17 protein-coding genes are annotated in these 24,270 nt (G+C 64.1%); 15 read left to right on the top strand and 2 right to left on the bottom strand.

Features of this window, described 5'->3' with window-relative positions; all coding sequences use genetic code 11:
* Positions 1 to 2 precede the first annotated feature (2 nt).
* The 13 genes from CS006_RS06940 to CS006_RS06880 all read left to right on the top strand — a co-directional run bounded on the left by CS006_RS06940 (position 3) and on the right by CS006_RS06880 (position 19,672).
* Entirely contained in the window at positions 3 to 1,535 is a 1,533-nt protein-coding gene (locus tag CS006_RS06940; RefSeq protein WP_100511088.1) for a glutamate synthase subunit beta, read from the top strand.
* Positions 1,536 to 1,690: 155 nt separating this feature from the next.
* A complete protein-coding gene (locus CS006_RS06935) occupies positions 1,691 to 2,140 on the top strand; it encodes a hypothetical protein (protein ID WP_100511087.1) in 450 nt (149 codons plus the stop codon).
* Positions 2,141 to 2,243: 103 nt separating this feature from the next.
* Positions 2,244 to 3,482, top strand: a complete 1,239-nt coding sequence (glgA, locus tag CS006_RS06930) for a glycogen synthase (protein ID WP_100511086.1) — start codon at positions 2,244 to 2,246, stop codon at positions 3,480 to 3,482.
* Positions 3,483 to 3,662: 180 nt separating this feature from the next.
* Positions 3,663 to 4,511, top strand: a complete 849-nt coding sequence (locus CS006_RS06925; RefSeq protein WP_100511085.1) for an ABC transporter ATP-binding protein — start codon at positions 3,663 to 3,665, stop codon at positions 4,509 to 4,511.
* A 102-nt stretch (positions 4,512 to 4,613) separates the two neighbouring features.
* Positions 4,614 to 5,678 carry a tRNA (adenine-N1)-methyltransferase gene (locus CS006_RS06920; protein WP_100511084.1) on the top strand — a complete coding sequence of 355 codons (1,065 nt, stop codon included), beginning with the start codon at positions 4,614 to 4,616 and terminating at the stop codon, positions 5,676 to 5,678.
* 48 nt (positions 5,679 to 5,726) lie between these two features.
* On the top strand, positions 5,727 to 6,284 hold the full coding sequence (locus CS006_RS06915; protein ID WP_100511083.1) for a SixA phosphatase family protein: 558 nt from the start codon (positions 5,727 to 5,729) through the stop codon (positions 6,282 to 6,284).
* Positions 6,285 to 6,482: 198 nt separating this feature from the next.
* Positions 6,483 to 8,783 (top strand): 5-methyltetrahydropteroyltriglutamate--homocysteine S-methyltransferase, encoded by a 2,301-nt coding sequence (gene metE, locus CS006_RS06910; protein WP_100511082.1) that lies wholly within the window; start codon positions 6,483 to 6,485, stop codon positions 8,781 to 8,783.
* 115 nt (positions 8,784 to 8,898) lie between these two features.
* Positions 8,899 to 9,747, top strand: coding sequence for a methylenetetrahydrofolate reductase [NAD(P)H] (metF, locus tag CS006_RS06905; protein WP_100511081.1), 849 nt, complete (start codon positions 8,899 to 8,901; stop codon positions 9,745 to 9,747).
* A 45-nt stretch (positions 9,748 to 9,792) separates the two neighbouring features.
* A complete protein-coding gene (locus CS006_RS06900; RefSeq protein WP_100511080.1) occupies positions 9,793 to 12,900 on the top strand; it encodes a bifunctional [glutamine synthetase] adenylyltransferase/[glutamine synthetase]-adenylyl-L-tyrosine phosphorylase in 3,108 nt (1,035 codons plus the stop codon).
* 54 nt (positions 12,901 to 12,954) lie between these two features.
* Entirely contained in the window at positions 12,955 to 14,469 is a 1,515-nt protein-coding gene (locus tag CS006_RS06895; RefSeq protein WP_207760019.1) for a DUF3375 family protein, read from the top strand.
* A 95-nt stretch (positions 14,470 to 14,564) separates the two neighbouring features.
* Positions 14,565 to 15,281: a DUF4194 domain-containing protein gene (locus tag CS006_RS06890; protein ID WP_100511280.1), complete on the top strand. Its 717-nt coding sequence runs from the start codon at positions 14,565 to 14,567 to the stop codon at positions 15,279 to 15,281.
* Positions 15,278 to 18,706 (top strand): ATP-binding protein, encoded by a 3,429-nt coding sequence (locus CS006_RS06885; protein ID WP_100511079.1) that lies wholly within the window; start codon positions 15,278 to 15,280, stop codon positions 18,704 to 18,706. The genes CS006_RS06890 and CS006_RS06885 overlap by 4 nt, the downstream gene beginning before the upstream one ends.
* Before the next feature lie 96 nt (positions 18,707 to 18,802).
* A complete protein-coding gene (locus CS006_RS06880) occupies positions 18,803 to 19,672 on the top strand; it encodes a hypothetical protein (RefSeq protein ID WP_100511078.1) in 870 nt (289 codons plus the stop codon).
* A 97-nt stretch (positions 19,673 to 19,769) separates the two neighbouring features.
* Here CS006_RS06880 and CS006_RS06875 read toward each other — a convergent pair whose 3' ends face one another.
* Both CS006_RS06875 and CS006_RS06870 read right to left on the bottom strand, forming a co-directional pair.
* Positions 19,770 to 20,618, bottom strand: coding sequence for an aldo/keto reductase (locus tag CS006_RS06875; RefSeq protein WP_100511279.1), 849 nt, complete (start codon positions 20,616 to 20,618; stop codon positions 19,770 to 19,772).
* Positions 20,619 to 20,714: 96 nt separating this feature from the next.
* Entirely contained in the window at positions 20,715 to 22,769 is a 2,055-nt protein-coding gene (locus CS006_RS06870; protein WP_100511077.1) for an SWIM zinc finger family protein, read from the bottom strand.
* A 160-nt stretch (positions 22,770 to 22,929) separates the two neighbouring features.
* Here CS006_RS06870 and CS006_RS06865 point away from each other — a divergent pair, with 160 nt between their 5' ends.
* Complete coding sequence (locus CS006_RS06865) at positions 22,930 to 23,532, top strand: DUF1819 family protein (RefSeq protein WP_100511076.1); 603 nt, start codon at positions 22,930 to 22,932, stop codon at positions 23,530 to 23,532.
* A gap of 15 nt (positions 23,533 to 23,547) precedes the next feature.
* Positions 23,548 to 24,249 carry a DUF1788 domain-containing protein gene (locus tag CS006_RS06860; RefSeq protein WP_100511075.1) on the top strand — a complete coding sequence of 234 codons (702 nt, stop codon included), beginning with the start codon at positions 23,548 to 23,550 and terminating at the stop codon, positions 24,247 to 24,249.
* Positions 24,250 to 24,270: the final 21 nt, after the last annotated feature.

The following is a 24,270-nucleotide window of genomic DNA, read 5'->3' as shown; positions in this document are numbered from 1 at the left end:
ACATGGGCGATCCTAGAGGTTTTCTGAAGGTCCGTTCCCGCCGCGAGCTCGCCGAACGCCCGGTCGAGGAGCGCATCAAGGACTGGCTCGACGTACATGCCGAGTCCGGTCTGCAGCCGTGGACACAGGAGCAGGCCGCGCGATGCATGGACTGCGGCACGCCGTTCTGCATGACCGGCTGCCCGCTGGGCAACGTCATCCCCGAATTCAACGACCTGGTCCGTCAGGGCCAGTGGGAGGACGCCTACAACAAGCTGTCGATGACCAACAACTTCCCCGAGGTCACCGGCCGCATCTGCCCGGCCCTGTGCGAGGCCGCCTGCGTGCTCGGCATTCACCAGCCGCCGACCATGATCAAGCTCGACGAGCAGACCATCATCGACCAGGCGTGGAACCTCGACTACGTCAAGCCGCAGCCCCCGCAGCGACTCACCGACCAGACCGTGGCCGTCGTCGGTTCCGGACCCGCCGGCCTCGCCTGCGCCCAGCAGCTCACGCGCGCAGGCCACACCGTGGTCGTCTACGAGCGTCATGACGCCATCGGCGGACTGATGCGCTACGGCATCCCGAACTTCAAGCTCGACAAGTCGCTGCTCGACCGTCGTGTGGAGCAGATGGAGGCCGAAGGCACCGTGTTCCACACCAACGTGGAGATCGGCAAGGACATCTCGTGGGACGAGCTGCGCTCCCGTTACGATGCCGTGGTCGTCGCCATCGGCTCCACCGTCCCGCGCGACATGAAGCTGCCCGGCCGCGAACTCGACGGCATCCACTTCGCCATGGACTTCCTGCCCGACGCCACCCGCCGCGTCTGGGGCAAGAAGCCGATCAACGACATCACCGCCAAGGACAAGCACGTCGTGGTCATCGGCGGCGGCGACACCGGCTCCGACTGCCTCGGCACATCCATCCGCCAGGGCGCCAAGTCCGTCACCGTGTTGCAGATCATGTCCCAGGAACCCACGGAGCGTCCCGCCAACCAGCCTTGGCCGACCTTCGCCCGCCTGTACCAGAAGACCTCCTCCATGGAGGAGGGCGGCACCTACATCTATGACACCGATTCCGTGGAATTCGAAGGCACCACGCTGCCCGAGAACATCCATGAGATCGACGGCGTGCAGACCGAGGGCTTCGTCTCCGACGAGAAGGGCCATGTCACTGGTCTGAAGATCGTGAAGGTCGCCCCCGGCGAGAACGGGCCGTTCACCCGCCAGGCCGGCACCGAGCGCATCATCCCCGCCGACCTGGTGCTGATCTCCGTCGGATTCCTCCATCCGGAGACCGACACGCTCGTCGACCAGCTGCCCGTTGATCTCGATGGTCGTGGCAATGTGGCGCGCAACGACTCCTTCGCCACCAGTCAGGACGGCGTCTTCGCCTGCGGCGACGCCGGACGCGGCCAGTCGCTCGTCGTCTGGGCCATTTCCGAAGGCCGCAGCTGCGCCGCAGCCGTGGACAAGTATCTCACCGGCAGCACCGAACTGCCTGCGCCCATAGTCGCTTCCCAGCGTCCGATGGCGCTGCCGCGCCGCTGACCGCCGTCCGGTTCGGCAAACGATGACGGCCCATCTCCCGCATGCGCGTGGGACGGGCCGTCATCCATGAAAACACGTTTTCGACGCCATGACCTCCGAACGGATGTGAGGTAAAGTGGTGCGCAGCGTAATCCCATCACAACAGGAGTGATTCCATGCCCAATCGTGCCGAACGTCGTGCCAATGCCAAGCGCAACCGCAAAGGTACAGCGAAGCAGCCGGCGCGCTATCAGGCCAGGTCCCGCGAAGGACTGGTCGATGAATACTCGCTGCAGGAGAAGTCCATCAGGCTGCAGGACGGCCAGACGGGGGAGTGGAAGCCCTCGGCCAGGACCGACCTTCCCGTCCAGAACGCCCCCGTCACGAGGGAGCCCGGCAAGCTGAGTCTGCCCCATACGGCCCGCGGCTGGGTCCGCTTCCTATGCTGGCTGTTGATCGTGCTGTCCGCCCTGGCGTTCTTCGTGGTCATGTGGATTCCGAACATGCCCACATGGTCGGTGATCGTCGTCTCGGCCGTGTTCGCAGTCGGCGTGCTCAGCCTGTTCTTCGTATCGGGGGACCCCAAGGACAACCCCAACGTCGACGAATACGGCACCGCCGTGTGACGATACGCTCTCACGACACGGGCAATCCGCAAGAACCGCCGATATTGGCGGTTCTTTTTTATACTTGGGAGTGTTCGCAATCAGAGCAACGAAGGAGACGCCTATGAAAGTCGACATCCTCACCCGCGAATTTCCCCCGCACATCTACGGTGGCGCCGGAGTTCACGCAGAAGAGCTTTCCAAGGTCCTGGCGGAACGCATCGACGTGACCGTCCGCGCATTCGACGGCCCGCGCAAGGCCGACGAGGTCCCGGCCATTCCGGGAACCGACCCCAAGGGCAGTCTCACCGTGGTCGGCTACGACACCCCGACCGAGCTCGCCGATGCGAACGCCGCATTGAAGACGTTCGGCGTCGACCTGCAGATCGCCAACGACGTGGATGCCGACCTCGTCCACGCGCACACGTGGTACGCCTGCCTGGCCGGCCGCCTCGCGCAGCAGCTGCACGAGATCCCGCTGGTCATCACCGCACACAGCCTCGAGCCTTTCCGACCGTGGAAGCGCGAGCAGCTCGGCGGCGGCTACAACCTCAGCTCCTGGGCCGAGCGCGACGCCTATGAGCACGCCGACGGCATCATCGCCGTCTCCGGCGGCATGAAGAAGGACATCCTCGCCGCCTACCCGAATGTGGACCCGGACAAGGTGCATGTGGTATACAACGGCATCACCATGAGCGAGTTCGCCACCCCCGCGGCCGACGATCCGGGCTGGGGCGTGTTCGAACGCTACAACATCGACCGCAGCAAGCCCACGCTGCTGTTCGTCGGCCGCATCACCCGTCAGAAGGGTCTGCCGTACCTGCTCAAGGCGCTGCACTTCGTCGACAAGGACGTGCAGGTGGTGCTGTGCGCCGGCGCGCCGGACACTCCGGAAATCGCCGCCGAGGTCAAGTCCTCCTTCGCCGAGCTCGACAAGGAGCGCGGCAACATCATCTGGATCGAGGAGATGCTGCCGAAGAACGAGCTGAGCGCTCTGGAACACGGCTGCGACGCATTCATCTGCCCGTCCATCTACGAGCCGCTCGGCATCGTGAACCTCGAGGCCATGGCCTGCGGTCTGCCCGTCGTGGCCAGCGCCACCGGCGGCATCCCCGAGGTCGTCGTCGACGGCGAGACCGGCTACCTCGTGCCGATCGACCAGCTGCACGATGGCACCGGCACCCCCACCAATCCGGACAAGTTCGTGCATGACATGGCCGACGCCATCAACAAGGTCATGCGCGCCCCCGAGCTCGCCAAGAAGATGGGCGAGGCCGGATACGCCCGCGCCCGAGACGTGTTCAGCTGGGAGACCATCGCCGATGAGACCATCAAGGTCTACAACGCCATCCTCAATGGCTGACATCAACGGCTGACAGAGCCGGCTGACGTCACGCATTGCCGTATCGTACGAGTGATTCCGCGCGATACGGCAATGTCGTATACCGGCCATTCATCGACGGTGGTTCGACGTCCGGACGCCGTCGAACCACCGACATCAAACCGTTCCGAGTATCCCTTCCCGAAAGGCCCGCACCATCCCATGAGCGACGACATCGCATTGCAGTTCACCGACGTTGAATTCCGACGACAGGGCAGGGTGATTCTCACCGGCGTCGACCTGACCGTCCGGAGGGGGGAGCGGTGGATCCTGTTCGGGCCGAACGGCATCGGCAAATCCACGCTCATCGCCATGATGGCCACGCGTCTGCACCCCAGCGACGGCACCGTCGACATCCTCGGCAATCGTCTGGGAAAGGTCAACGTGTTCTCGTACCGGCATCGCATCGGCCTGTCATCCGCCGAACTCTCGCGTGCGTTCCCGCCCGACGAGGACCCCCTCGATGCCGTGGTCACGGCGCTGACCGCCACCACCGGCCGCTGGCGCGACTCCTACACGCAGGAGGAGATGGACAGGGCACGGGCGTTGCTGCGACGCTTCGGCGTGGGATACCTCGAAGGCAAGCAGATGTGGAAGCTTTCGGAGGGCGAACGAACCCGCGTGCTGATCTGCCGAGCCCTCATGGCGGACCCCGAGCTCGCCATCCTCGACGAGCCCACCACGGGACTTGATCTCGGAGGCCGGGAGCTTGTCGTCAAGGCGCTCGGCGATCTGGGCCGCGAGCGCTCCGACCGAGCCGTGGTGCTCGTGACCCACAGGCTTGAGGAGATTCCCGAAGGTTTCGACCACATCGCCGTCATGGGGCGGCTCGCCGGTGATGAGAAGACGGCGCACGCCGTCAAGGTGCAGGGAGGCGACCCCGCACCGGGCACCATCATCTACACCGGCGACCTCGAGCACGGCCTGACCACGCAGCGGGTTTCGGACATCTTCGGACTGCCCCTCGCCGTACGGCATGACGGAGGTCGCTGGCAGGCGTTCGCCGCCTGAACCGTTTGGCCGCAATCGCCGCGGACGGTATACTGAGCCGTCGGCAACCGAATCGCTGCCGGCCGCAACCGGCCGGCTAAGGGCAAGAGACGAGGAGCGTTCATGGTACGTCGCGGACCGCTGCAGCCAGGTGAAAAAGTGCAGCTCACCGATCGCAAGGGCAAGAAGATCACCATACAGCTCGTCGCCGGCGAGGAGACCCAGACCGAACGCGGCGTGATCCGCCACGACGAGATCATCGGCGGGCCCGAAGGCGCGGTCGTCACCACCGTCACCAGCGAGGGCACCGTCGACAGCGCCGCCGAGGCATACCGGAACAATCCCCGCAAACCCTGGAAGAACACGCGCAAGATCGGCGGATGGCAGTACACGGTGTTGCGTCCGAGACTGCAGGACTTCATCCTGTCCATGCCTCGAGGCGCCCAGATCATGTATCCCAAGGACATCGCGCAGGTGCTCGAGGTGTGCGACATCCGCCGCGGCATGCGTGTGCTCGAATCCGGTGGCGGCAGCGGCGCCATGAGCCTGCACCTGCTCGACGCCGTCGGCGAGGAGGGCGAGCTCACCACCGTCGAGATGCGTCCGGAGTTCGCCCGCGTCTGCGAGGCGAACGCCACCGTGTACTTCGGCGGGCGCCCCTCGTGGTGGAATCTTCTGACCGGGGACTTCGACTCCGTCACGGCGACGCTCGAGTCGCATTCGTTCGACCGGATCTTCCTCGACATGCTCGACCCGTGGAACCGTCTGGAGCAGGCCTCGCGGGTGATCGCCCCCGGAGGCGTGCTCACCTGCTACGTGACCACCACCACGCAGATGAGCCGTGTGGCCGAGGCCATGCGCGCCTCGGGACGGTGGACGGAACCGGAGATCGGCGAGACGCTGGAACGCGGATGGAAGGCCCAGGGACTCGCCGTCCGTCCGAACCACGAGATGATCGGACATACCGGATTCCTCGTGACGGCGCGTGCCATGGCGCCGGACGTGCAGGCCCTGCACAAGCGCCAGCGCGGCACGAAGGACACCTACACCGATATCGACGACATGACCCCCGAGCAGCAGCAGGCGCGTCTCGAGGAGCTCGAGCTCCGGGACATCTCCGACCGCAAGCTGCGCAAGGTCCTCAAGGATTTGGACACGCAGGTGGCGAATATCCCCGCAGGCCTGTAAGAATAGATTCCGGCGGGCGTTGCAGCTGTCCGCCGGAAAGGCCAGACAATGGGGGTCAACCTGAACAAGGTCGCCAAGAAGGCGAACGCATACCAGTACCAGCTCATCATCATGAGGCACGCCAAGGCGGAGTCCGGTTCGTCCGGAGGGGACATCGACCGCGAGCTGTCCGAGAAAGGCCGCAGGCAGGCCAAGAAGGTGGGCAAGGCCCTGGCCGCGATTTCCCTCGTCCCCGATCAGATTCGCTGCTCCGGGGCCGTGAGGACCCGTCAGACGCTGGAACGCATGCTGAAATACTTCGGCGACAGACCGTCCGTCGACTATCGGCAGAGTCTGTACGACGGCGGCATGCAGGCTCTGCTGGATGAGCTGGGACATGTGAAGTCCAAGACACGGAGACTGATGATCATCGGCCATGACCCCACCGTGTCCGTGGCCAGCCAATGGCTGGCGTCGCCGGATTCCGACCAGGCCCTGCTCAATATCCTCGGTCTGGGCATGTCCCCCGCCACGGTTGTTATCATGGGATCCGACAAGCCGTTCGAAAAATGGGGGATTAGGGACGGCGATCTCGTCGCCGTGCTCACCGCAAAGGACTGCGGCTGACCGCCGGTCACATGCCGTCCTCATTCGCACGGCATGGCCGCAGGATGGCTCCGTCCACCATGCAGACGGGTTGCGACATAGTGGAATTCCAGTAATAAACGTCTTTTATAGCGACATGCAAGTTCGATAGATACCATGTTCACCGATGAAATTTGCTAGTCTTTTTGCGGTTTTGACACGCTAAAAAATGGAGCATGTATGAGTGAACTCACCTCTGTCATCGGATTCCCGCGCATCGGCGGCAACCGTGAGCTGAAGAAGGTCATCGAAGGCTACTGGAAGGGCAAGAACGGCATCGACGAGGTCAAGGAGACCGCGGCCGGCCTCCGCGCCAAGCACTGGAAGCTGCAGCAGGACGCCGGCATCGACCTGATTCCGAGCAACGACTTCAGCTACTACGACCAGATGCTCGACACCGCCATCCTGCTCGGCGCCGTTCCGCAGCGCTACAAGGACCTCGGTCTCGGCGCCGAGGACACGCTGTTCGCCATCGCCCGCGGATACCAGGGAGACAAGGGCGACGTGACCGCCCAGCCGATGAAGAAGTGGTTCACCACGAACTACCACTACCTGGTTCCCGAAATCACCGCCGACACCGAGATCGCCCTGACCGGCACCAAGCCGTTCGACGAGTTCAACGAGGCCAAGGAGCTCGGCATCGTGACCAAGCCCGTCGTCATCGGCCCCTACACCTTCCTCAAGCTCGCCCGCGGCGCCGAAGGCGCCGACCTCGAGCTGACCGACAAGCTCGTGGCCGACACCGCCAAGGCCTATGCCGACCTGCTCGTGAAGTTCAATGAGCTCGGAGCCCAGTGGGTGCAGCTCGACGAGCCGTACCTGGTGCTCGACAAGGAGGACGGCGACCTCGACCTCTTCTCCACGCTGTACCGCACCATCCTCGCCGCCAAGGGCGACGTCAAGGTGCTGCTGCAGACCTACTTCGGCCACATCGCCGACACCTACAAGACCGCCATCGACCTCGGCTTCGACGGCATCGGCCTCGACCTCATCGAAGGCAAGGACGAGAACCTCGCCGCCCTCGAGGAGAACGGCGCTCCCGAGAACGTGACCATCTTCGCCGGCGTGATCAACGGCCGCAACATCTGGCGCAACAACTACGCCGTGAGCCTCGGTCTCGTCGACGCCGTGAAGACCAAGGCCGCCCACGTGGCCGTCTCCACCGCCGACTCCCTGCTGCACGTGCCGTTCAGCACCGAAGGCGAGGACAAGCTCGCCGCCGACGTGCTCAGGCACTTCGCCTTCGCCGTCGAAAAGCTCGGCGAGCTCAAGGAGGTCGCCGACCTCGCCGACCTTGATGACTCCGCCCGTGCCGCCGATGCCAAGCTCGCCGCAAACCAGCAGCTGTTCGACGGCACCCGCGTGGCCCCCGACGCCGCCGTTCGCGACCGCGTCGCCAAGCTCACCGACGACGAGTACGTGCGCCAGCCCGCCCGCGCCGAGCGCCAGGCCATCCAGAAGCAGGAGCTCGGCCTTCCCGAGCTGCCGACCACGACCATCGGCTCCTTCCCACAGACCCGCGAGGTCCGCTCCACCCGCGCCAAGTTCCGCAAGGGGGAGATCAGCAAGGCCGAGTACGACAAGTTCATCGCCGAGCAGATCGACGACGTGCTGAAGAAGCAGGAGGAGATCGGCCTCGATGTGCTCGTCCACGGCGAGTTCGAACGCAACGACATGGTCGAGTACTTCGGCCAGAACCTCAACGGCTTCCTGTTCACCAAGAACGCCTGGGTGCAGTCCTACGGCACCCGCTGCGTCAAGCCCCCGATCGTGTGGGGCGACGTCTCCCGCGCCAACCCCATCACCGTGGAATGGAGCTCCTATGCGCAGTCCAAGACCGACCACGTGGTCAAGGGCATGCTCACCGGTCCGGTGACCATCCTCAACTGGTCCTGGCCGCGCGAGGACATCACGCACGAGGAGCAGACCACGCAGCTCGCCCTCGCCATCCGCGACGAGGTGCTCGACCTCGAGGCCGCCGGCATCAAGGTCATCCAGATCGACGAGGCCGCACTGCGCGAGAAGCTGCCTGTCCGCCGCTCCGACTGGCACGTGAAGTACCTCGACTGGGCCGTCCCGGCCTTCCGTCTGGTGCACTCCGCCGTCAAGCCGGGCACGCAGATCCACACCCACATGTGCTACTCGGAGTTCAACGACATCATCCGCGACATCGACGCCATGGACGCCGACGTCATCTCCTTCGAGGCCTCCCGCGGCGACCTCGTGGTGCTCGACGCCATCCATGACGCCAACTTCGAGACCGAGGCGGGCCCCGGCGTCTACGACATCCACAGCCCGCGCATCCCGTCCGAGGACGAGATCGTGGACCGCATCCACGAGATCCTCCGGAAGATGGATGTGAACAAGGTCTGGATCAACCCCGACTGCGGCCTGAAGACCCGTGGCAACGCCGAGACCTGGCCGAGCCTCGAGCATATGGTCGCCGCCACGAAGAAGGTCCGCGCCGAACTCGCCAAGTAGTCCGACGTGACCTCCCACGCCATATGACCACATGATGGGGGCGAAACCCTTGGCCGGTTTCGCCCCCATCGTTTTCCGGCATAGCATCAGCCGTCAAGACAGGAAGGATCATTCCATGCATTCCCCGCAGTTTTCCCTTGAGGTCTTTCCCCCGAAGCGCAACGCCCCGGTGGGTACCATCTACGACACCCTTGACGGTCTCGAAGGCGTGAACCCCGATTTCATCTCCGTCACCTACGGCCACGGCACCCATTCCGACCGTACCGCCACGGCAAGGATCGCCAACACGATCCGCTCCGAGTACGGCATCCCCACCGTCGCCCATCTCACCGCCCTCTATTCCGACAAGGACGTGGTCGACCAGGCGCTCGACATGTTCGACGCCGCCGGCGTGTTCGGCGTGCTCGCCTTGCGCGGCGACGTGATCGAAGGGCAGCGGGAGGTCGGCGTGTTCGAGCATGCCAGCGACCTCGTGTCATACATCCACGACCGCCGTCCGAACCTGAAGATCTTCGGCGCCTGCTATCCGGAGGGCCACATCGAATGCTCCTCGCTGGACGAGGACATCCGCAACCTGAAGATCAAGGTGGATTCCGGCGCCACCAACCTGATCTCCCAGCTGTTCTACGACAACGAGGACTTCCTCCGATTCGTGGACAAGGCCCGCGCCGCCGGCATCGACGCGCCCATCGAGGCCGGCATCATGCCGGTCACCAGCGCGAAGTCCGTGCGCAACATGGCGGTCAAGAACGCCACGATCATCCCCAAGCAGCTCGAGGCGATGCTGGAGAAGTGGGGCGACGACCGTGAGTCGCTGCGCCGGGCCGGCATCATCTACGCCTCCCAGCAGATCAACGACCTGGTGGCCCAGGGCGTCGACGGCATCCACCTGTACACGATGAACCATCCCGGAACCACCCGCCGCATCTGGCGCAACGTGGCCCCGCTCTTCCAGGAGGGCTGATGTCCATGCCGGGGGCATGGCCCCCGGCGCTGTACAATTGGCAGAATGGACAAGGAAACCTCACGCGTATCGCTGCGCGAACTCATCCGGGCAGGCATGGCCAACCTCGAGACGGCGCAGAAGCTGTTCGCCTCACTGTCCGAGCTCGGCGTCGAAGGATACTATCGGTCCGAACTGCTGGGGGCGCTTTCCCAGGCGGACGATCCCGACACCGCCCTTCGACACATCACCGAGCTGGCCAACCGCGTCCATGACGAAGGCGAGCCCCTTGAATCCCTGTTCTCGGGTCTCGACGGCTTCTCCCGTCTTGTGGCGGTGCTCGGAGCCTCCGACGAGATCGGCCGCCTCATGCTGTCGCGCCCCATGCTGATCAAGGCGGTCACGGGCGAGGAATACGAATCGCATCTGTGGAACCGCGGTCAGCGCAGGGCTGCGATTCTGCGACGCATCGATGCCGATCCGGCATCCGACGTACCGGTGAGTGCGCTGACGCTCGCCGAATCCACCACGCAGCTGCGTCGCTGCTACCGTGAACAGCTTGCCGCCATCATGGCCAGGGACGTCACCGCCGACGATCCGCTGACCATCCAGCCGACCATCAGCCGCAACCTCTCCGACCTCGCCGACGCGGCGCTCGAAGGCGCGCTGGCCATCGCAAGGCACGAGGTGTCCGAAAGCGAACGATGCCGGTTCGCCATCATCGGCATGGGCAAGCTTGGCGCCCGCGAGCTCAACTACGTCTCCGACGTGGACCTCATCTACGTGGTCGAGCCGGCCGACGACGACCTCGGCCATGAGCAGCTCATCCGCATCGGCACCAGGCTCGGCGTGACGCTGCAGAAGGTATGCCAGTCCGTGGTCATGGGCGTGGCCGAGCCGACGCTGTGGCAGATCGACGGAGGTCTGCGTCCCGAAGGCAAGGACGGCCCGCTGGTCCGCACCCTGGACTCGCATCTGGGCTACTACGACAAATGGGCCGAAAGCTGGGAGTTCCAGGCCCTGCTCAAGGCGCGTCCGGTCGCTGGCGACCCGCAGCTCGGCCGGGAGTACTACGACAGGACGCGTCCGCTGGTGTGGAGCGCGTCGAAGCGCGAGAACTTCGTCTACGACTGCCAGCAGATGCGCAAACGCGTGGAGGACCTCATTCCCAAGCCGCAGAAGGATCGCGAGATCAAGCTCGGCCGCGGAGGCCTGCGCGACGTGGAGTTCACCGTGCAGATGCTGCAGCTGGTGCATGGACGCACCGATGAGACGCTGCGCACCGCATCCACGCTGGATTCTCTGCAGGCGCTGGCCGCCGGCGGATACGTCTCGCGCAAGCAGGCCGCCAAGCTGGCAGCCGACTACGGATTCGAACGCGTACTCGAGCACCGGCAGCAGATGTGGGCGCTCAAGCGCACCCACCTGTTCCCCGACCTGGGACGGGGCAACGAGGGAGGCATCGAGTCGCAGCGGCAGCTCGACAAGGACTTCATCAACTCCAGCGCCGAGCTTCGTAGGCTCTCGCGCGCACTGGGCACGCACCCCGACGAACTGATCGAACGCTTCGACGCCACACGACGGGAGGTGCGCCAGCTGCATCTGGACATCTACTTCCGTCCGATGCTGCCGAACATCGCCACCCTGGGCGAAGGCGAGATCAGCCTGAGCCCAGAGGCCACCAAGGAACGATTCGCATCCATCGGCTTCGGCGATCCGGAGAACGCCATGCGCCACGTGCAGGCGCTCACCGAGGGCATCAGCCGGTCGGCGAAGATCAACCGCATCATCCTGCCGGCCGTGCTGCAATGGCTCGGCGACGGCCAGAACCCCGACATGGGTCTGCTGGCATGGCGCAAACTCGAGGAGAACTTCGGCCAGGGCAGCGATTACCTCGGGTTCCTGCGCGACTCCTCGTCCGCAGGCCAGCGACTGTGCCACATCCTGTCGAACTCAAGATATCTCGGCGACGCCATGAACAAGTCCATGGAATCGGTCACCTGGCTCGGCCACGACGAGGAGATGCAGCCGCGTTCCCGGCAGAGCCTCGACATCCAATGCCATGCGGCGCGCATGCGCTTCCCCGACCGCGTCAATGACTTCGCCACGCTGCTGCGCTCCCTGCGCCGCCACGAGATCGAACGCATCGGACTCGGATGGATGAGCGGCGTCATCGCCGACGGCGACTGCCTCGAGGCCATGACCGTCGTCTACGACGCCCTGCTCGACAGCGCGCTCGACTGGTCCGTCGACCACCAATGCCGCGAGCAGGGACTGGAGCGTCCGGCCGCCAGGCTCGCCGTCATCGGCATGGGCCGATACGGCGGCAGGGAGGTGAACTTCAGCTCCGACGCCGACGTCATCATCATCTACCGTCCTAACGGCTCGGTGGAGGACCGTCAGGCGTTCACCTTCGCCAAGGCCGTGGTGGACGACCTGCGCAGGATCCTCATGGGGCCGGTCTCGATGGAGAACAAGATCGAACTCGACCTCGACCTGCGTCCCGAAGGCAAGAACGGCCCGTTGGTACGCTCCTACGAATCCTGCCGCGAATACTACACCTCGTGGGCAAGCACATGGGAGCATCAGGCGCTGCTGCGCGCACGGTACGCCGCCGGCGACGAACGGCTCGCCCATGACTTCCTCACCCTGCTCGCTGACCCGCTGCGATACCCCGACCAGCCGCTTTCCGAAGCGCAGATCAAGGACATCCGCAGGCTCAAGGCACGTGTGGAAGCGGAGCGTCTGCCCCGAGGCGTCCGTCGGGAGCGTCATCTCAAGCTCGGCAAGGGTGGATTGTCCGACGTCGAATGGACCGTGCAGCTGCTGCAGTTGCAGAAGGCCCACGACCATCCCGAACTGCAATGCGTCTCCACGATGCCGGCCCTCGACAAGCTCGAGGAACTGGGGGAGATCGGCCACGACGATGCCGCGATACTGCGTCAGGCATGGACCATGGCCACGAACGCCCGCAACGCGAACTATCTGTGGTCGGGCAGGGCCAACCGCGCCGACGTGCTGCCCGACGACACCTATTCGCTCGGCGGCATCGCCGCCGTGCTCAAGGAGCCCGCGCACCGCGGCCAGGCGTTCGAGAACGAACTGCTCGGCGTCATGCGTAAATGCCGCCTCGTCATCGACAGGCTCTTCTACGGCAAGGACGAGGAATCCTGACCGGGACGGCGCTCGCGTGACCGACATGTTGAACGAGAACGAAAGAGGTTGAATTTGGGCGACGTCCGTCAGGAGATGGAAAGGCTCAGACCGGTCTATGAGACCGGTGTGCTGCGACTGCTTCTGCGTCAGCACTCCATGATGTACGTGGCATTGCTCCGTGCGGCGTTCGAACCGCTCACCGGGGAACTGCCCCGCGAGATCCTCGAGGACCGTTTCGCGCAGGGTCTGTCGGGACTCATCGAAACCGGCGAATACACGCTGAAGGACGACCAGACGCTCTCCGACGCCGCCCATCAGATACTCGTCGAGCTCACCCGCGAAGGCGACGGCGACTACGCCTGGCTGGCGAATTCGCTCGACGTCGCCTCGCACCGGTTCCTGTATCGGCTCACGGCCAGGGCCCATAGGGCCATCGACGCGCTCTCCCGTCTGGAGGACGACACCCAGGTGCTTTCCGGAGCCCAGGCGAACTCCATCATCATGGAGGTCGAGCATGCCCGTATGCGACTGACCGCCGATCCGAAGAAACGCGTCGAACTGCTCAACGGGGAGATAGAGGAGCGTCGCAGGGAGATCGAGCAGATCGAGCACGGCGAGTCCGATGAGAAGCTTTCGCAGGACCAGGTGGCGGACATCATCGGCGTGCTGCACAATACACTGCGCGGCGTGCCCGTCGACCTCAAGGAGCTGGCGATGTCCGAACGGGACAACGGCGACGCCCTGCGCCGGCGCATGCAGGCCGGCGCCATGTCCGTCGAAGACATACTCTCCCTATATCACGACGACTACCGCAGGTCGTTCCGCGAATCGGACAGCGGCCGCCGGTTCGCCGACGCGTTCCAAGTCATCGTGACCGAGGAGGGGCGGCACCAGATCGACGACGCCATACGAGACATCGCCCAGACCCCGTACCTGGCCGGCGACTCCGCCGTACTGCTCAATCAGATCAAGGCCGAGCTCTCCCTCATCTATGAAGGCATCGAGGACGTGCGCCGGCAGATGAGGCTTTCGGACGAAGCCGTCAGCAGGCTGGTGCGCCAGCAGACCGACACGCGATACCGCACCATGCTCGGCACATTGAACCGTCTGTTCGCCAAACTCAACGCCGAGGCGAAGGCCGATCCCGACGCCACGGACCAGCCCTACGACACCAGCGTCGCCACGGTCCGTCTGGGACGTCTGCCGCTGCGGCCGGCACGTCCGCTGACCTATGCGTCCCCGCCCGGTCTCGACGACTCCGGCGGCGCCATGCGGCATATCGAGGCCCCCGATCTGCAGGCCATGGTCGAGGTAGGCGGGCCGCGGCTTCGCCACATGGTGGAGCTCATCCGCGGCAATCCGGTCATGCGGGGCGACTACGTGGACATGGCGGCCAGCTTCAACCTTCTGCCGGCCGAGGAACGAAGGGAAAGCGAACTCGTGGGATTCCTCGGCGGGCTGCAGGTCGGCACGGGACCACGTGCGACATGGCACTGCATATCGTTGTCCGGCGAGGAACGGCAATGGCACACACGACCGCTGCTGGCCGATACGAGGACCCTGGACGACATCGTGGAGGAAGGATGAACATGGCACAGGACGACAACGACATGGACGGTTCTCCCAAGAACGTATCCGCGGACGAGACGTCCGGCGGCGGGGCCGCAGCGGCCGGCGATTTCATGGCGACGATGAACCCCCACGCACTGTTCGAAGGCGACACCGGCGACATGGATGCCGACGCACGCATCGCGGCCATCGCGCTCAAACGCGACCGATACATCACCGGCGATCTCTACGACCTGGTGCTCGACAACCGGGAGGACGTCGTCCGCTCGTTGAACAACGACATGCTCGAACTGGTCGTGAACCGGCATTACCACATCATGTACGCCACGCCGGTGAGCGAATCCGACGTATCCATGCGTGCGCTCAAGACCCGTGCCAGCCTCACCCGCGAGGAGGCCGCCACGCTCGCATACCTGCGCATACGCGTGCTCGAATACGAGAACACCCGCACGGAGTCGGACGGATGGATCGTCAGCTTCGAGGAGATCCGCAACGCGCTGACCACGGGAGCCGGCTATCTGGCCTCGCGCAATGACGAGGAGGGCGTGCTGAAGAAGATAGCCGCCACGGTCTCCGCCCTGACCACCTACGGATACCTGTCCAGAAACGATGACGACGAACGCATGTACACGATCACGCCGTTGGTGCCCGTGGTACTTGACCGGCGCCTCGCCGAGACCTGGCTGGGCGCGGACATCGAGCCGCAGGACGAGGAGCCGGGCGGCGGCGCCGTATCGGATGCGGATGAAAGCGCTGCCATGCACGACGACGCCATGGACGTCGGAGCCATCGTCGAAGGCGGTTCCATGGATATCGAGGAGGGCCGATGAAGAACGAGATGGCGATCATCGCCGACCGATGGATGCTGACAAGCCGACAGCTCGTCAACTGGGGCTCATACGACGGATACCACGAGTTCAGGCCCTCCACCGACTCGGGAGAGCCGGTGACGCTGCTCGCCGGAGCCAGCGAATCGGGCAAATCCACGCTCGTCGACGCGCAGATATCGCTGCTGTATCCCACGGGAACGCCATACAACAAGGCATCGAACGCCGGACGCTCCGAACGCAACGACTACACATACCTGCGTGGCATGCTCGGCATGAGCAACGACGGCACAGGCGACGTGCCCATCTATCTTCGGGGCCGCGACGACGACGGCACGCCGCAGTCGGTCTGGGGAGCCATCGTCGACACCTACGAGAACCACACGGGAGGGGAGACCCTCTCCTGCGCGAAATTCCTCTATCTCTCCCCGGGCGACGGCAGGGGAGACGTGCGCCGACAGTACATCGTATGGGACCGGAAGATAGACCCGAGGATGATGGACGCGTTCCGTGACGCGCCGTTCACACCCACCGCACTGAAATCCGCATATCCCGGCTGTCTGCAGTTTTCGAACGCCGACGCCTTCCACGCCCACATCTGGCGCACGCTGGGACTGAGCGAATCCGCATGCCGCCTGCTGTACAAGATCCAATCGGCCGATGCGCCGTCAAGGCTCGACGACATCTTCAAGCAAGGCGTTCTCGGCGTGCCGGAGGCGTTGGGGCTGACCCGCAGTACCGTGGAGGACTACGACCGCTATGACGAGAACTTCCGCAGCATGGAGGAAAAGGCCAGAAGAATCGGCCGCCTGCGCGGCATCCAGCAGGCCTACGGCGAATACGCGAACGCACTGCGGCAGACCAGGTCCTTCGAGCCGATCGACCCCGACAGCGAGGACGGACGCAGGACGCTGGAACACTGGGTCACCGGACGGCTGACGAAAGAGGTGGCCACGCAGCTGCCGGTCGACGAGCATGAGGCCGAACTGCAGCAACGTGAAACGGAACGACTGCAACGACATGCGGAGTCATTGCAGCATCGCATCGTCGACATCAGCGCCCGGATGCAAGGGCTTGACGGTGGCGGGCGAATCCGTCTGGAAACGGAGCTTGACCAGGCCGGACGCGATCTCGACGATGCGCAGCGGCAACGGAAGCGCATGGAAACGCAGTTCCGAGGAGTCGACGAGACCATGCCCGCCGACTCCTCGGCATGGAACGCCCGGCGGCAGGCCGCTCTCGCCTTCGAACGGACATACGAAAACGAACTCGCCGAGTGCGAGCGTCTTCGCGACGAGGCGGTCGGCGACCGGTCCGCGGCAGCCGCCGATCTCGCCCGCCTGCAGAAGGACCATGAACGCCAGACCAAGCGTGGAACACGCATCACCCAGGCCATGGATGACGCAAGGGCCCTGCTCGCCCGCGCGACCGGTCTGAGCGTGGATGAACTGCCGTACGTCGCCGAGCTCATGGACGTACGCGAGGACAGCGAGCGATGGCGAGCCGCCATGAACGTCGCATATGCGCCCATCGCGCAGACCATCCTCGTCGACAAGCGCCACGAGCGGGGATTCGCCGAAAAGGTCAGCGCCATAGACCCGACGACGATGATCCGCCGCACATGGCGGTTCATCGACACCTCCCGCGAATACGACACCGGCCATACCGCCGGCTGGATGTCCGGGAAACTGCGGTATCGGGAGAACTCCCCGTTCATCGGCTGGCTCAAGGAACAGACGGGGTCCGAACGATTCGACGCCCGATGCGTCGACGCCATCGACGACGGCGACCGGGACCGTCAGGTGCAGGCGGATGGCCAGATGAAATCCGGAGACCGCGGATACCATGGCACCAAGGGACTGCACCCCATCATCGGATTCGCCGACGACGCATATCTGGAACGGCTCGCCCAATCGGTGAACGACGCCAAGACCCGCCTCCGGCAGGCGGATGCGGCCTATGCCGAACAGAAACGACGCATAGACAGGCTGCACAAGGAACACGGTCTCGCCGAACAACTCGACTACACACCATGGGAGAAGGTCGACGTCGACGGCATACGACGTCGCATCGACGAGCTGAAAGACGCCGCCTCCCGACATGACGACGATCCGGAGCTCGACGGACTCGCCTCCATGCGCGACGATCTCGAGGCCGAACTGGCACAGGAAAACCAGAAGCTCTACCGGGCGAAAAGCCGATACGAGTCGCTGCGGCGAGCCATGGCCGCCATCCGCCAATGGCTCGAAACGCACGCCGGCCCCGATCATGAAGGACATGACGGCCCGCAGCTGCCCGAACCGGTCATCGAACTGCTGGACACGGCGTATGAGGACAACTTCGCCGGGGTGGTGAACCGCGCCGACCGACCGCACATCATCGTCGGGGCCGGACCGACCACACAGGGCGACACGTTCGAACGGCGCACGGTGGAGCGGGTGTGCGCATCCGTCAGGCAAAGGGTCGCCGCGCTCGCCGAAACGGCCGGAACGCGGCGGACCGAAACGGAGACGCGCATGGCCACGTATCTCGACCTGTATGCGGGGGACGACGGTTCCCTGACGGCGAGCGTGGAGGACTACAAGTACTATCTGGACGAGCTGACCGATCTCGAACGGCTGACGGCATCGGCGGCCACCGAGGAGGAGTACGCCAACAGCCTCGACAAGCTGCTCATGGACTTCACGCAGATCAACCGCGCGCTCGACACCGACGCGAACGACATCGCCGATCAGCTGGACCGCATCAACGCCATGCTGCGGGGCCAGAAGTTCGGTCCGCGGCATGGCAGCCTGTCCATCGGCGCCGACGTGAGACGTCCCGAACGCTCGTTCACCGCACGTCTGAAACGGACCATAGCCACGCTTGGCGAATGGCATGCGGAGGCGGAACGTTCGACGGACCGCATGGCCGTCGCCAGGAAGACGTTCACCGCATGCGCCGGACTGGTCGACGCGCTTCGACACGAGCTCGAACAGGTCCGCGACGCCAACGGCATCAAGAACTACGGAGCCCGTAACCTCGACCCGCGTTGCCGGTCCTCGTTCTATGCGACGGTGAGCCACGCGGGCGCTCCCGACGAACGCATCACCTCGACCGGAGGAAAATCCGGCGGAGCGCTGCAGGAGCTCACCTCGTTCGTCTACGGCGCCGCACTCATCTACCTGCTGGGAGGCGACGTCTCCGGACGGCCCACCTACACCACGCTGTTCCTCGACGAGGCGCTCATCAAGGCCGACGGCCGTTATACGCAGCGAGCGCTTTCCGTGCTGCCGCGTCTCGGTTTCCAGGTCATCGTGTCGGCGCCGGAAAGCAAGACGGCGGAGATTCTCGAAATCGCCACGAAGGCCTATGTCGCCTATAGGGATCCGGAGACCAGCCGCTCCTATCTGCAGGAGGCGACCCTGATGGCGGTCGACGCCGAATGACGGCGCCGGCCGCTGCGGGACGTGGCCATCATATATACATACGATGCATGTTTTCCGACGGTATCGACGGAAAGCTCGGAAAGTGAGGATGAAGGCATGACGACGATGCGTGACGATGGTTCCCGTTCGGAATGGTATGGCATGAGCGCCGACCAGGTGTGGGCCGTCTATGCCGCACGTACGCGAAGAATCCGGGCCGGACACATCGCGATACTGCTGATGGTCGCCGTGGTGTACTACGTGCTGATGGCGTCGATGGAGTCGGCGGGCCTGTTCTATCTGACGATCGTCATGTTCGTCATCGTGACCTGGCTCATCACCGTCTCATGCCGTCGATGCCTTGCACGGGCGTTCGCCGCCCTGGCGCCCATCGTCGTCCAGGACTGCGACGTGGACAAATACCGTGCGGTGCTCGACCGGTACGCGCAGCATGACAGGTTCAACCGTTCGGCCGACCGGCTCGCCATCGAATATGCACGATGCGACTATCTTGACGACGAGCCGCGCAGGGCGGTGGATCGTCTGGGCGCCCTGCAGGTCTCCGGCGATGGCAACCTGAGGGTCATGATGCTCAACATCGGCGCCATAGCCTGCCATATGATGGGCGACTACCGTCGGCGCGACATCGCGGTCGAGCAGCTGCGCGGCATCGTCTCCAGACGGCGGGCGGGCTCCGCCGAACGGATGATGCTCGAGGGGCTGCTCCATGACATGGGCATCTGGTTCCGTCCGGCATCCTCATGGACCCGTGCCGACGCCGACTACATCGCCCGGCGTATGGAGGAGGAGCCCAGCCACCACGGCCGGGTCGGATGGCAGATTCAGCTGGCCGAATACAAGGTGCTTCACGGAGATGCGGAACATGCCCGGACCCTGCTCGAAGATCCGACGCTGCGACCGATGGTGCCGCGCAGCCTGCATGAGGGAGACAGGGTCTGGCAGCTGATGATGGGACGTCAACGGTAAGACGGCGATGACGAAAAACGATGCCCGTCGTATCGTCCGATCGAGTTCGGACGATACGACGGGCATCTGACGTTTTGAGGTCGGGAAGAGGGAGGGGTTAGTCCTCCTCGTGCCAGTGGGGATCCTGCTCGAACGTACGGCCCTCGGGATTGTCCATGGCCGCGATGTCGCGCATATCCTGTTCGTCGAGTTCGAAACCGGTCAGATCGAGGTTGGCGCGCTGACGGTCGCGGTCCATCGACTTCGGGATGGCCACGTCGCCGAGCTGCAGATGCCAGCGCAGGATCGCGGCGACGGGGGAGACATCATGCTTGCGTGCGATGCTGACGATCGTCGGATCCTTGAGCATCTGGTTGGCGCGGCCCAACGGGCTCCACGCCTCGGTGATGATGCCATGCGCCTCATCGTATGCGCGCTGCTCGTTCTGCTGGAAGAACGGATGCAGTTCGACTTGGTTGACCGCCGGCGTCACACCGGTCGCACGAATGAGCAGATCGATATGGCCGGGCAGGAAGTTGCTCACGCCGATATGCTTCACGATGCCCTGCTCCTGTGCGTCGACAAGCGCCTGCCACGCTTCCACGAACTGCCCCTGCGACGGGTTCGGCCAGTGGATGAGATACAGGTCGATATAGTCGAGTCCCATGCGTGCCACCGACTCCTCGATGGTGGTGCGTGCCTGATCGTACTGATGATGGCGGCCGGGCAGCTTCGAGGTGACGATGATATCCTCCCTCGGCACCTCGGATTCACGGATGGCCCTGCCGACCACGCCCTCGTTCTCATAGTTGAACGCGGAGTCGATCAGACGGTATCCGACTTCAAGCGCCGACGCGATGGCCCTGACTCCGGTGAACCCGTTCACCTTGTAGGTGCCGAATCCGATGGCCGGCAGTTCCAGGCCATCATGCGCCTTACGGGTCGGAATCGCGGGAGGTTCGAGCAATGTCATGGCGTGCTCCTTTGCAATGGTTTCGGTTTTTCAAGCCCAACTCTACTCCGGGAGGCGCCGGTCTCGGCCCTCGGCGAATCGACGGATTCGCTACAGCGCGAAGGACAGCTCGTCGCGCAACGCCCTGCGGTTCGGATACTGTTCGACGATGCGACGGGCGAGCCCGCGCATCTCCTCATCCCCGAACACCTCACGGTAACGCCGCAGCTGCTTCGCCACCTGACGGTATTTGGTCCGGTGAGCATCCATGCCACGGCGTCCCGTGCCGGGAACGACCGCATTCGCATCCAGCGCACCGACGGGCAAGGCGTCGTAGATCACCTGACGGGCCTCCTGAGGATGGTCGATCGCCATGGTCTTCAGCAAAGGCAGCGGAGGATAGTCGATGGTCACGCAATAGGTGAGCGCCGCATCGGACAGCCGCTCATCCACGATGAGCCGCTCATATGCGGGATTGCGCCAACTGCTGCGTCGATTCGGTCCGACGGCGTTCCATGGTATCTCGGGCTGCGTGCGAATGCGTTCCGCGATGTTCCTGGCGCATTCACGGGCCAGCGAGCGCGCCGCGTCATGCCACTGCTCATCGCTCGACCCTCCCAGACGGATCAGACGACGCAGCCTGCCCACATACGTCGCGTCCGCCTTGTCGTTGCCGTTGACGATGACGAACCGGTAGACGCCGGCAAGCCGCTCGGCATCGTCCATGCCCTCCGCACAGCATTCCAGCAGCGAATGCCAGCCATGCGGCAGCAACCCCTGCAGAAGACCGTTGCGGACGATCTGCCTGTCGGCATCGAGCGGGTCCATGCTCCGGTCAAGATGCCCGGCCACAAGGTGATATGCCTCCCGGAACCGCCGCTGCCGTATCAGGACGACGGCATGCATCAGCAGCAGCGGGTCGGATGAAGGATACGCATCCCACAGTTCCCGGCACCCCGCCTCGTCGCCGGCCAGCCGGCGCAGATCATAGGCCGCCATCTGCACATACCGGTGCAGCACATGACGAGGGGCGACAAGCATGTCATGCGGCAATTCGCCGTCATGCGAAGGTCCGAGACGTTCAAGGGCAGTGTCGATCACGTCGTACGCCCACATCGCCCTGTCCTCGTATCGGGCGAACGCGCAGGCGCTTGCCAGCAGCATCGCCGCGTTCGCGGGATCGTAGAACTGTATATCCGGCTCATACGCGACCTTCGCGATGTGTCCGAGCGCGATGCTCGAGGTCGGGGAATCCGCGTAGGCGGCCACGTTCTCCATGTAGCAGCGGATTCGATCGGTGAGCTGATCGTTCTCATTGGAAAGCTCGTGATAATCGTCATCCACCGAGTTCGTGAACGCGGCCAGCGCCTGCATGCATATGGCGAGGTTGAAACAGGCGTCGTCATAGCTCGTGGAATGCAGTGCGTTGTCGACCACCGTACGCAGGCCGGAAAGGGCGTCGTCGTACAGGCCCTGCCGATGCGTCTCGCCGGATGCGGGCCATGATTGCGATTCGGCGCCTTCGTCGGGGCCGCCGGAATCATAGTCGTGGTCGCTGAGGTTGCGGCGACGATGATACTCGTCCATGGGGCCGAGAACCATGCGCCCGGCCTCCTTGGCCGGGATGAGCGGCTCCTCCGCTCCGGAACGAAGCCGTTCGGCCTGGCGCAGACACTCGGTCGACCAGAAGAACAGAACGTTACGGCCGTCCGACTGCTGTATGCGTTCCTCGATGCGATGGCATATGCCGTCGAGGACATGCTTCGGCACGATGGGTCTGGATTCGTGCACTGGAGTCTCGTCATCCGGCGTCGTGGGATTCCCTCCGTCGCCTTCCAGCCGTGCGCGAAGCGCGTATAATACGGCGCCCACGTGCTTGCAGTATGGGGTCCGGTGATAGGGACATGTGCATGCGGCGGACATCACATGCCGTTCGCGCGGATGAGACGTCTCGTCTCCGGTGTCTCCGCCATCAAGACGGATGTCCACGTCGTAGGGCGTCTCCTCACTGCCGGCCACATGCGCATGGAACAGCGCCGGGGCGATCTCCTCCACCGAGCCCACACGGTCATCCTCCCAATAGTCGAGTGCGCGTTCGAGTATATGCGGCGCATCGTCGAACATGGCTTCGAATTCATACAGCAGCGGCTTCGATGGAACTGTCATGATTCGAGTGTAAACGCGGAGCCGTATCATGGGAGCCATGAGTGACATGAGAGACCAACGGTTGCGGTCTCATGTGGCGCTAGGGTCCGAACGCCGGTCGTGTAGTAGGTGATAAACTGAAATATTCGCGTGAAATGGAAACGATGAAAGGAGCGCGACGATGGCGGAACGGTATCGGTTGTCGTTTACGGTCGGTGGTCTGCTGGCTTCGCAGGGTGTCGTCGTTGCGCGCGTGTTTCTGGAGCAGGGGGATTGGTCGGTTGCCCGGCGAATCGTGACGGACGACAATCTGCTCGGGGTCCGTACGCTTGCCGCCGGCAAACGCATCGCCGGTGAAACGGTGAAACGACTCAGTGCGCTTTCGGAAGACGAATTGCGTTATCTTGCCGATGAAGGGACCCCATCAGGTGACCAGGCCGCACTCATGTGGGTGGCGATGTGCCGGCATTACACGCTGGTGGGGGAGTTCGCCAACGAAGTGCTGCGGGACCATTATCTGATGGGGATACCGACCGTGACCTACGTGGATTACGACCGGTTCGTGCTGAAGAAGGCCATGTGGCATCCTGAGCTGGAGGGTCTCAGCGAGTCGACGGCGAAGAAGCTGCGGCAGAACGTGTTCCACGCCATGTTCGAGGCCGGTCTGCTGGAACAGCGGGGGAATCTCATCGTGCCTTCCCTACTGAGTCCCGAGATTGCCGATATGCTGAGAGACAGGCCGGAATCGTTTGGATTCTTTCCGATGGGCGAGCCCGGATTGTAGAGGAGGGATGTACGTATGGCGGTTTCCAACATGGTGCAGCGTGAGCCGCGTGACATCGAGCGTGAATTCGACAGCCTGTTCGCCATCATGCGTCGTCAGTCGTTCCGCGACGGCAGCGACACGGCGGGTGAGCCGGCGAACTACATCTATGCATATCCGCCCTCCCAGGAGCTTGAGGTGGAGCGGCGCATCGCGCAGTTGGCGAACCGTCTGCAGTCCATGACGCCGGAGGCCGGCGACGCCTCCCCGGGCGTGCTGGTCATCGATTTGTATGACACGGCAATCGAGGTGCTCCAGGAGAGCCGCATCTTCGACCGCGTGCTGAAGAAGGAGCCGCGCCTGCATCGGGCGTCCCCGGACGGGGAGGTGGGTGACATGTTCCTCCAGTCGTTGGTAGACAAGCTCAGCCCCGACAAGGACGATCTGATGAACGCCATCGCCGAACGGTATCGCGAGGCGCGGGAGCATCACCAGGCCGACATCGTGTTCATCACCGGCGTGGGCAGGGTGTATCCGTACATTCGCACGCATACGCTGATGGAACGCATCCAGCTGGTGTTCGAGCAGTCGCGTCCCGTGGTGCTGTTCTTCCCCGGCACATATGCGAAGACGGCGAGCATGGTCTCCACGATGCGTCTGTTCGACCGTCTCGGAGCGGACAACTACTATCGGTCGTTCAGCCTCAATAGCATGGAGGACCCGCTCGGCGGGCAGTAATCGTTGCGGCGGGACTGCAAC

This window comes from Bifidobacterium primatium (genome assembly GCF_002802875.1).
In the GTDB taxonomy this organism is placed as follows: domain Bacteria; phylum Actinomycetota; class Actinomycetes; order Actinomycetales; family Bifidobacteriaceae; genus Galliscardovia; species Galliscardovia primatium.
This window is presented reverse-complemented; position numbering and strand designations above follow the sequence as displayed.

Bases quoted from the DNA above. Each gene is read 5' to 3' on its own strand.
- CS006_RS06885 (WP_100511079.1), top strand. From the start codon at position 15,278: ATGAAGAACGAGATGGCGATCATCGCCGACCGATGGATGCTGACAAGC.
- CS006_RS06940 (WP_100511088.1), top strand. From the start codon at position 3: ATGGGCGATCCTAGAGGTTTTCTGAAGGTCCGTTCCCGCCGCGAGCTC.
- CS006_RS06935 (WP_100511087.1), top strand. From the start codon at position 1,691: ATGCCCAATCGTGCCGAACGTCGTGCCAATGCCAAGCGCAACCGCAAA.
- CS006_RS06880 (WP_100511078.1), top strand. From the start codon at position 18,803: ATGACGACGATGCGTGACGATGGTTCCCGTTCGGAATGGTATGGCATG.
- CS006_RS06900 (WP_100511080.1), top strand. From the start codon at position 9,793: ATGGACAAGGAAACCTCACGCGTATCGCTGCGCGAACTCATCCGGGCA.
- CS006_RS06890 (WP_100511280.1), top strand. From the start codon at position 14,565: ATGGCGACGATGAACCCCCACGCACTGTTCGAAGGCGACACCGGCGAC.
- metF (WP_100511081.1), top strand. From the start codon at position 8,899: ATGCATTCCCCGCAGTTTTCCCTTGAGGTCTTTCCCCCGAAGCGCAAC.
- CS006_RS06920 (WP_100511084.1), top strand. From the start codon at position 4,614: ATGGTACGTCGCGGACCGCTGCAGCCAGGTGAAAAAGTGCAGCTCACC.
- CS006_RS06925 (WP_100511085.1), top strand. From the start codon at position 3,663: ATGAGCGACGACATCGCATTGCAGTTCACCGACGTTGAATTCCGACGA.
- metE (WP_100511082.1), top strand. From the start codon at position 6,483: ATGAGTGAACTCACCTCTGTCATCGGATTCCCGCGCATCGGCGGCAAC.
- CS006_RS06870 (WP_100511077.1), bottom strand. From the start codon at position 22,769: ATGACAGTTCCATCGAAGCCGCTGCTGTATGAATTCGAAGCCATGTTC.
- glgA (WP_100511086.1), top strand. From the start codon at position 2,244: ATGAAAGTCGACATCCTCACCCGCGAATTTCCCCCGCACATCTACGGT.
- CS006_RS06915 (WP_100511083.1), top strand. From the start codon at position 5,727: ATGGGGGTCAACCTGAACAAGGTCGCCAAGAAGGCGAACGCATACCAG.
- CS006_RS06860 (WP_100511075.1), top strand. From the start codon at position 23,548: ATGGCGGTTTCCAACATGGTGCAGCGTGAGCCGCGTGACATCGAGCGT.
- CS006_RS06865 (WP_100511076.1), top strand. From the start codon at position 22,930: ATGGCGGAACGGTATCGGTTGTCGTTTACGGTCGGTGGTCTGCTGGCT.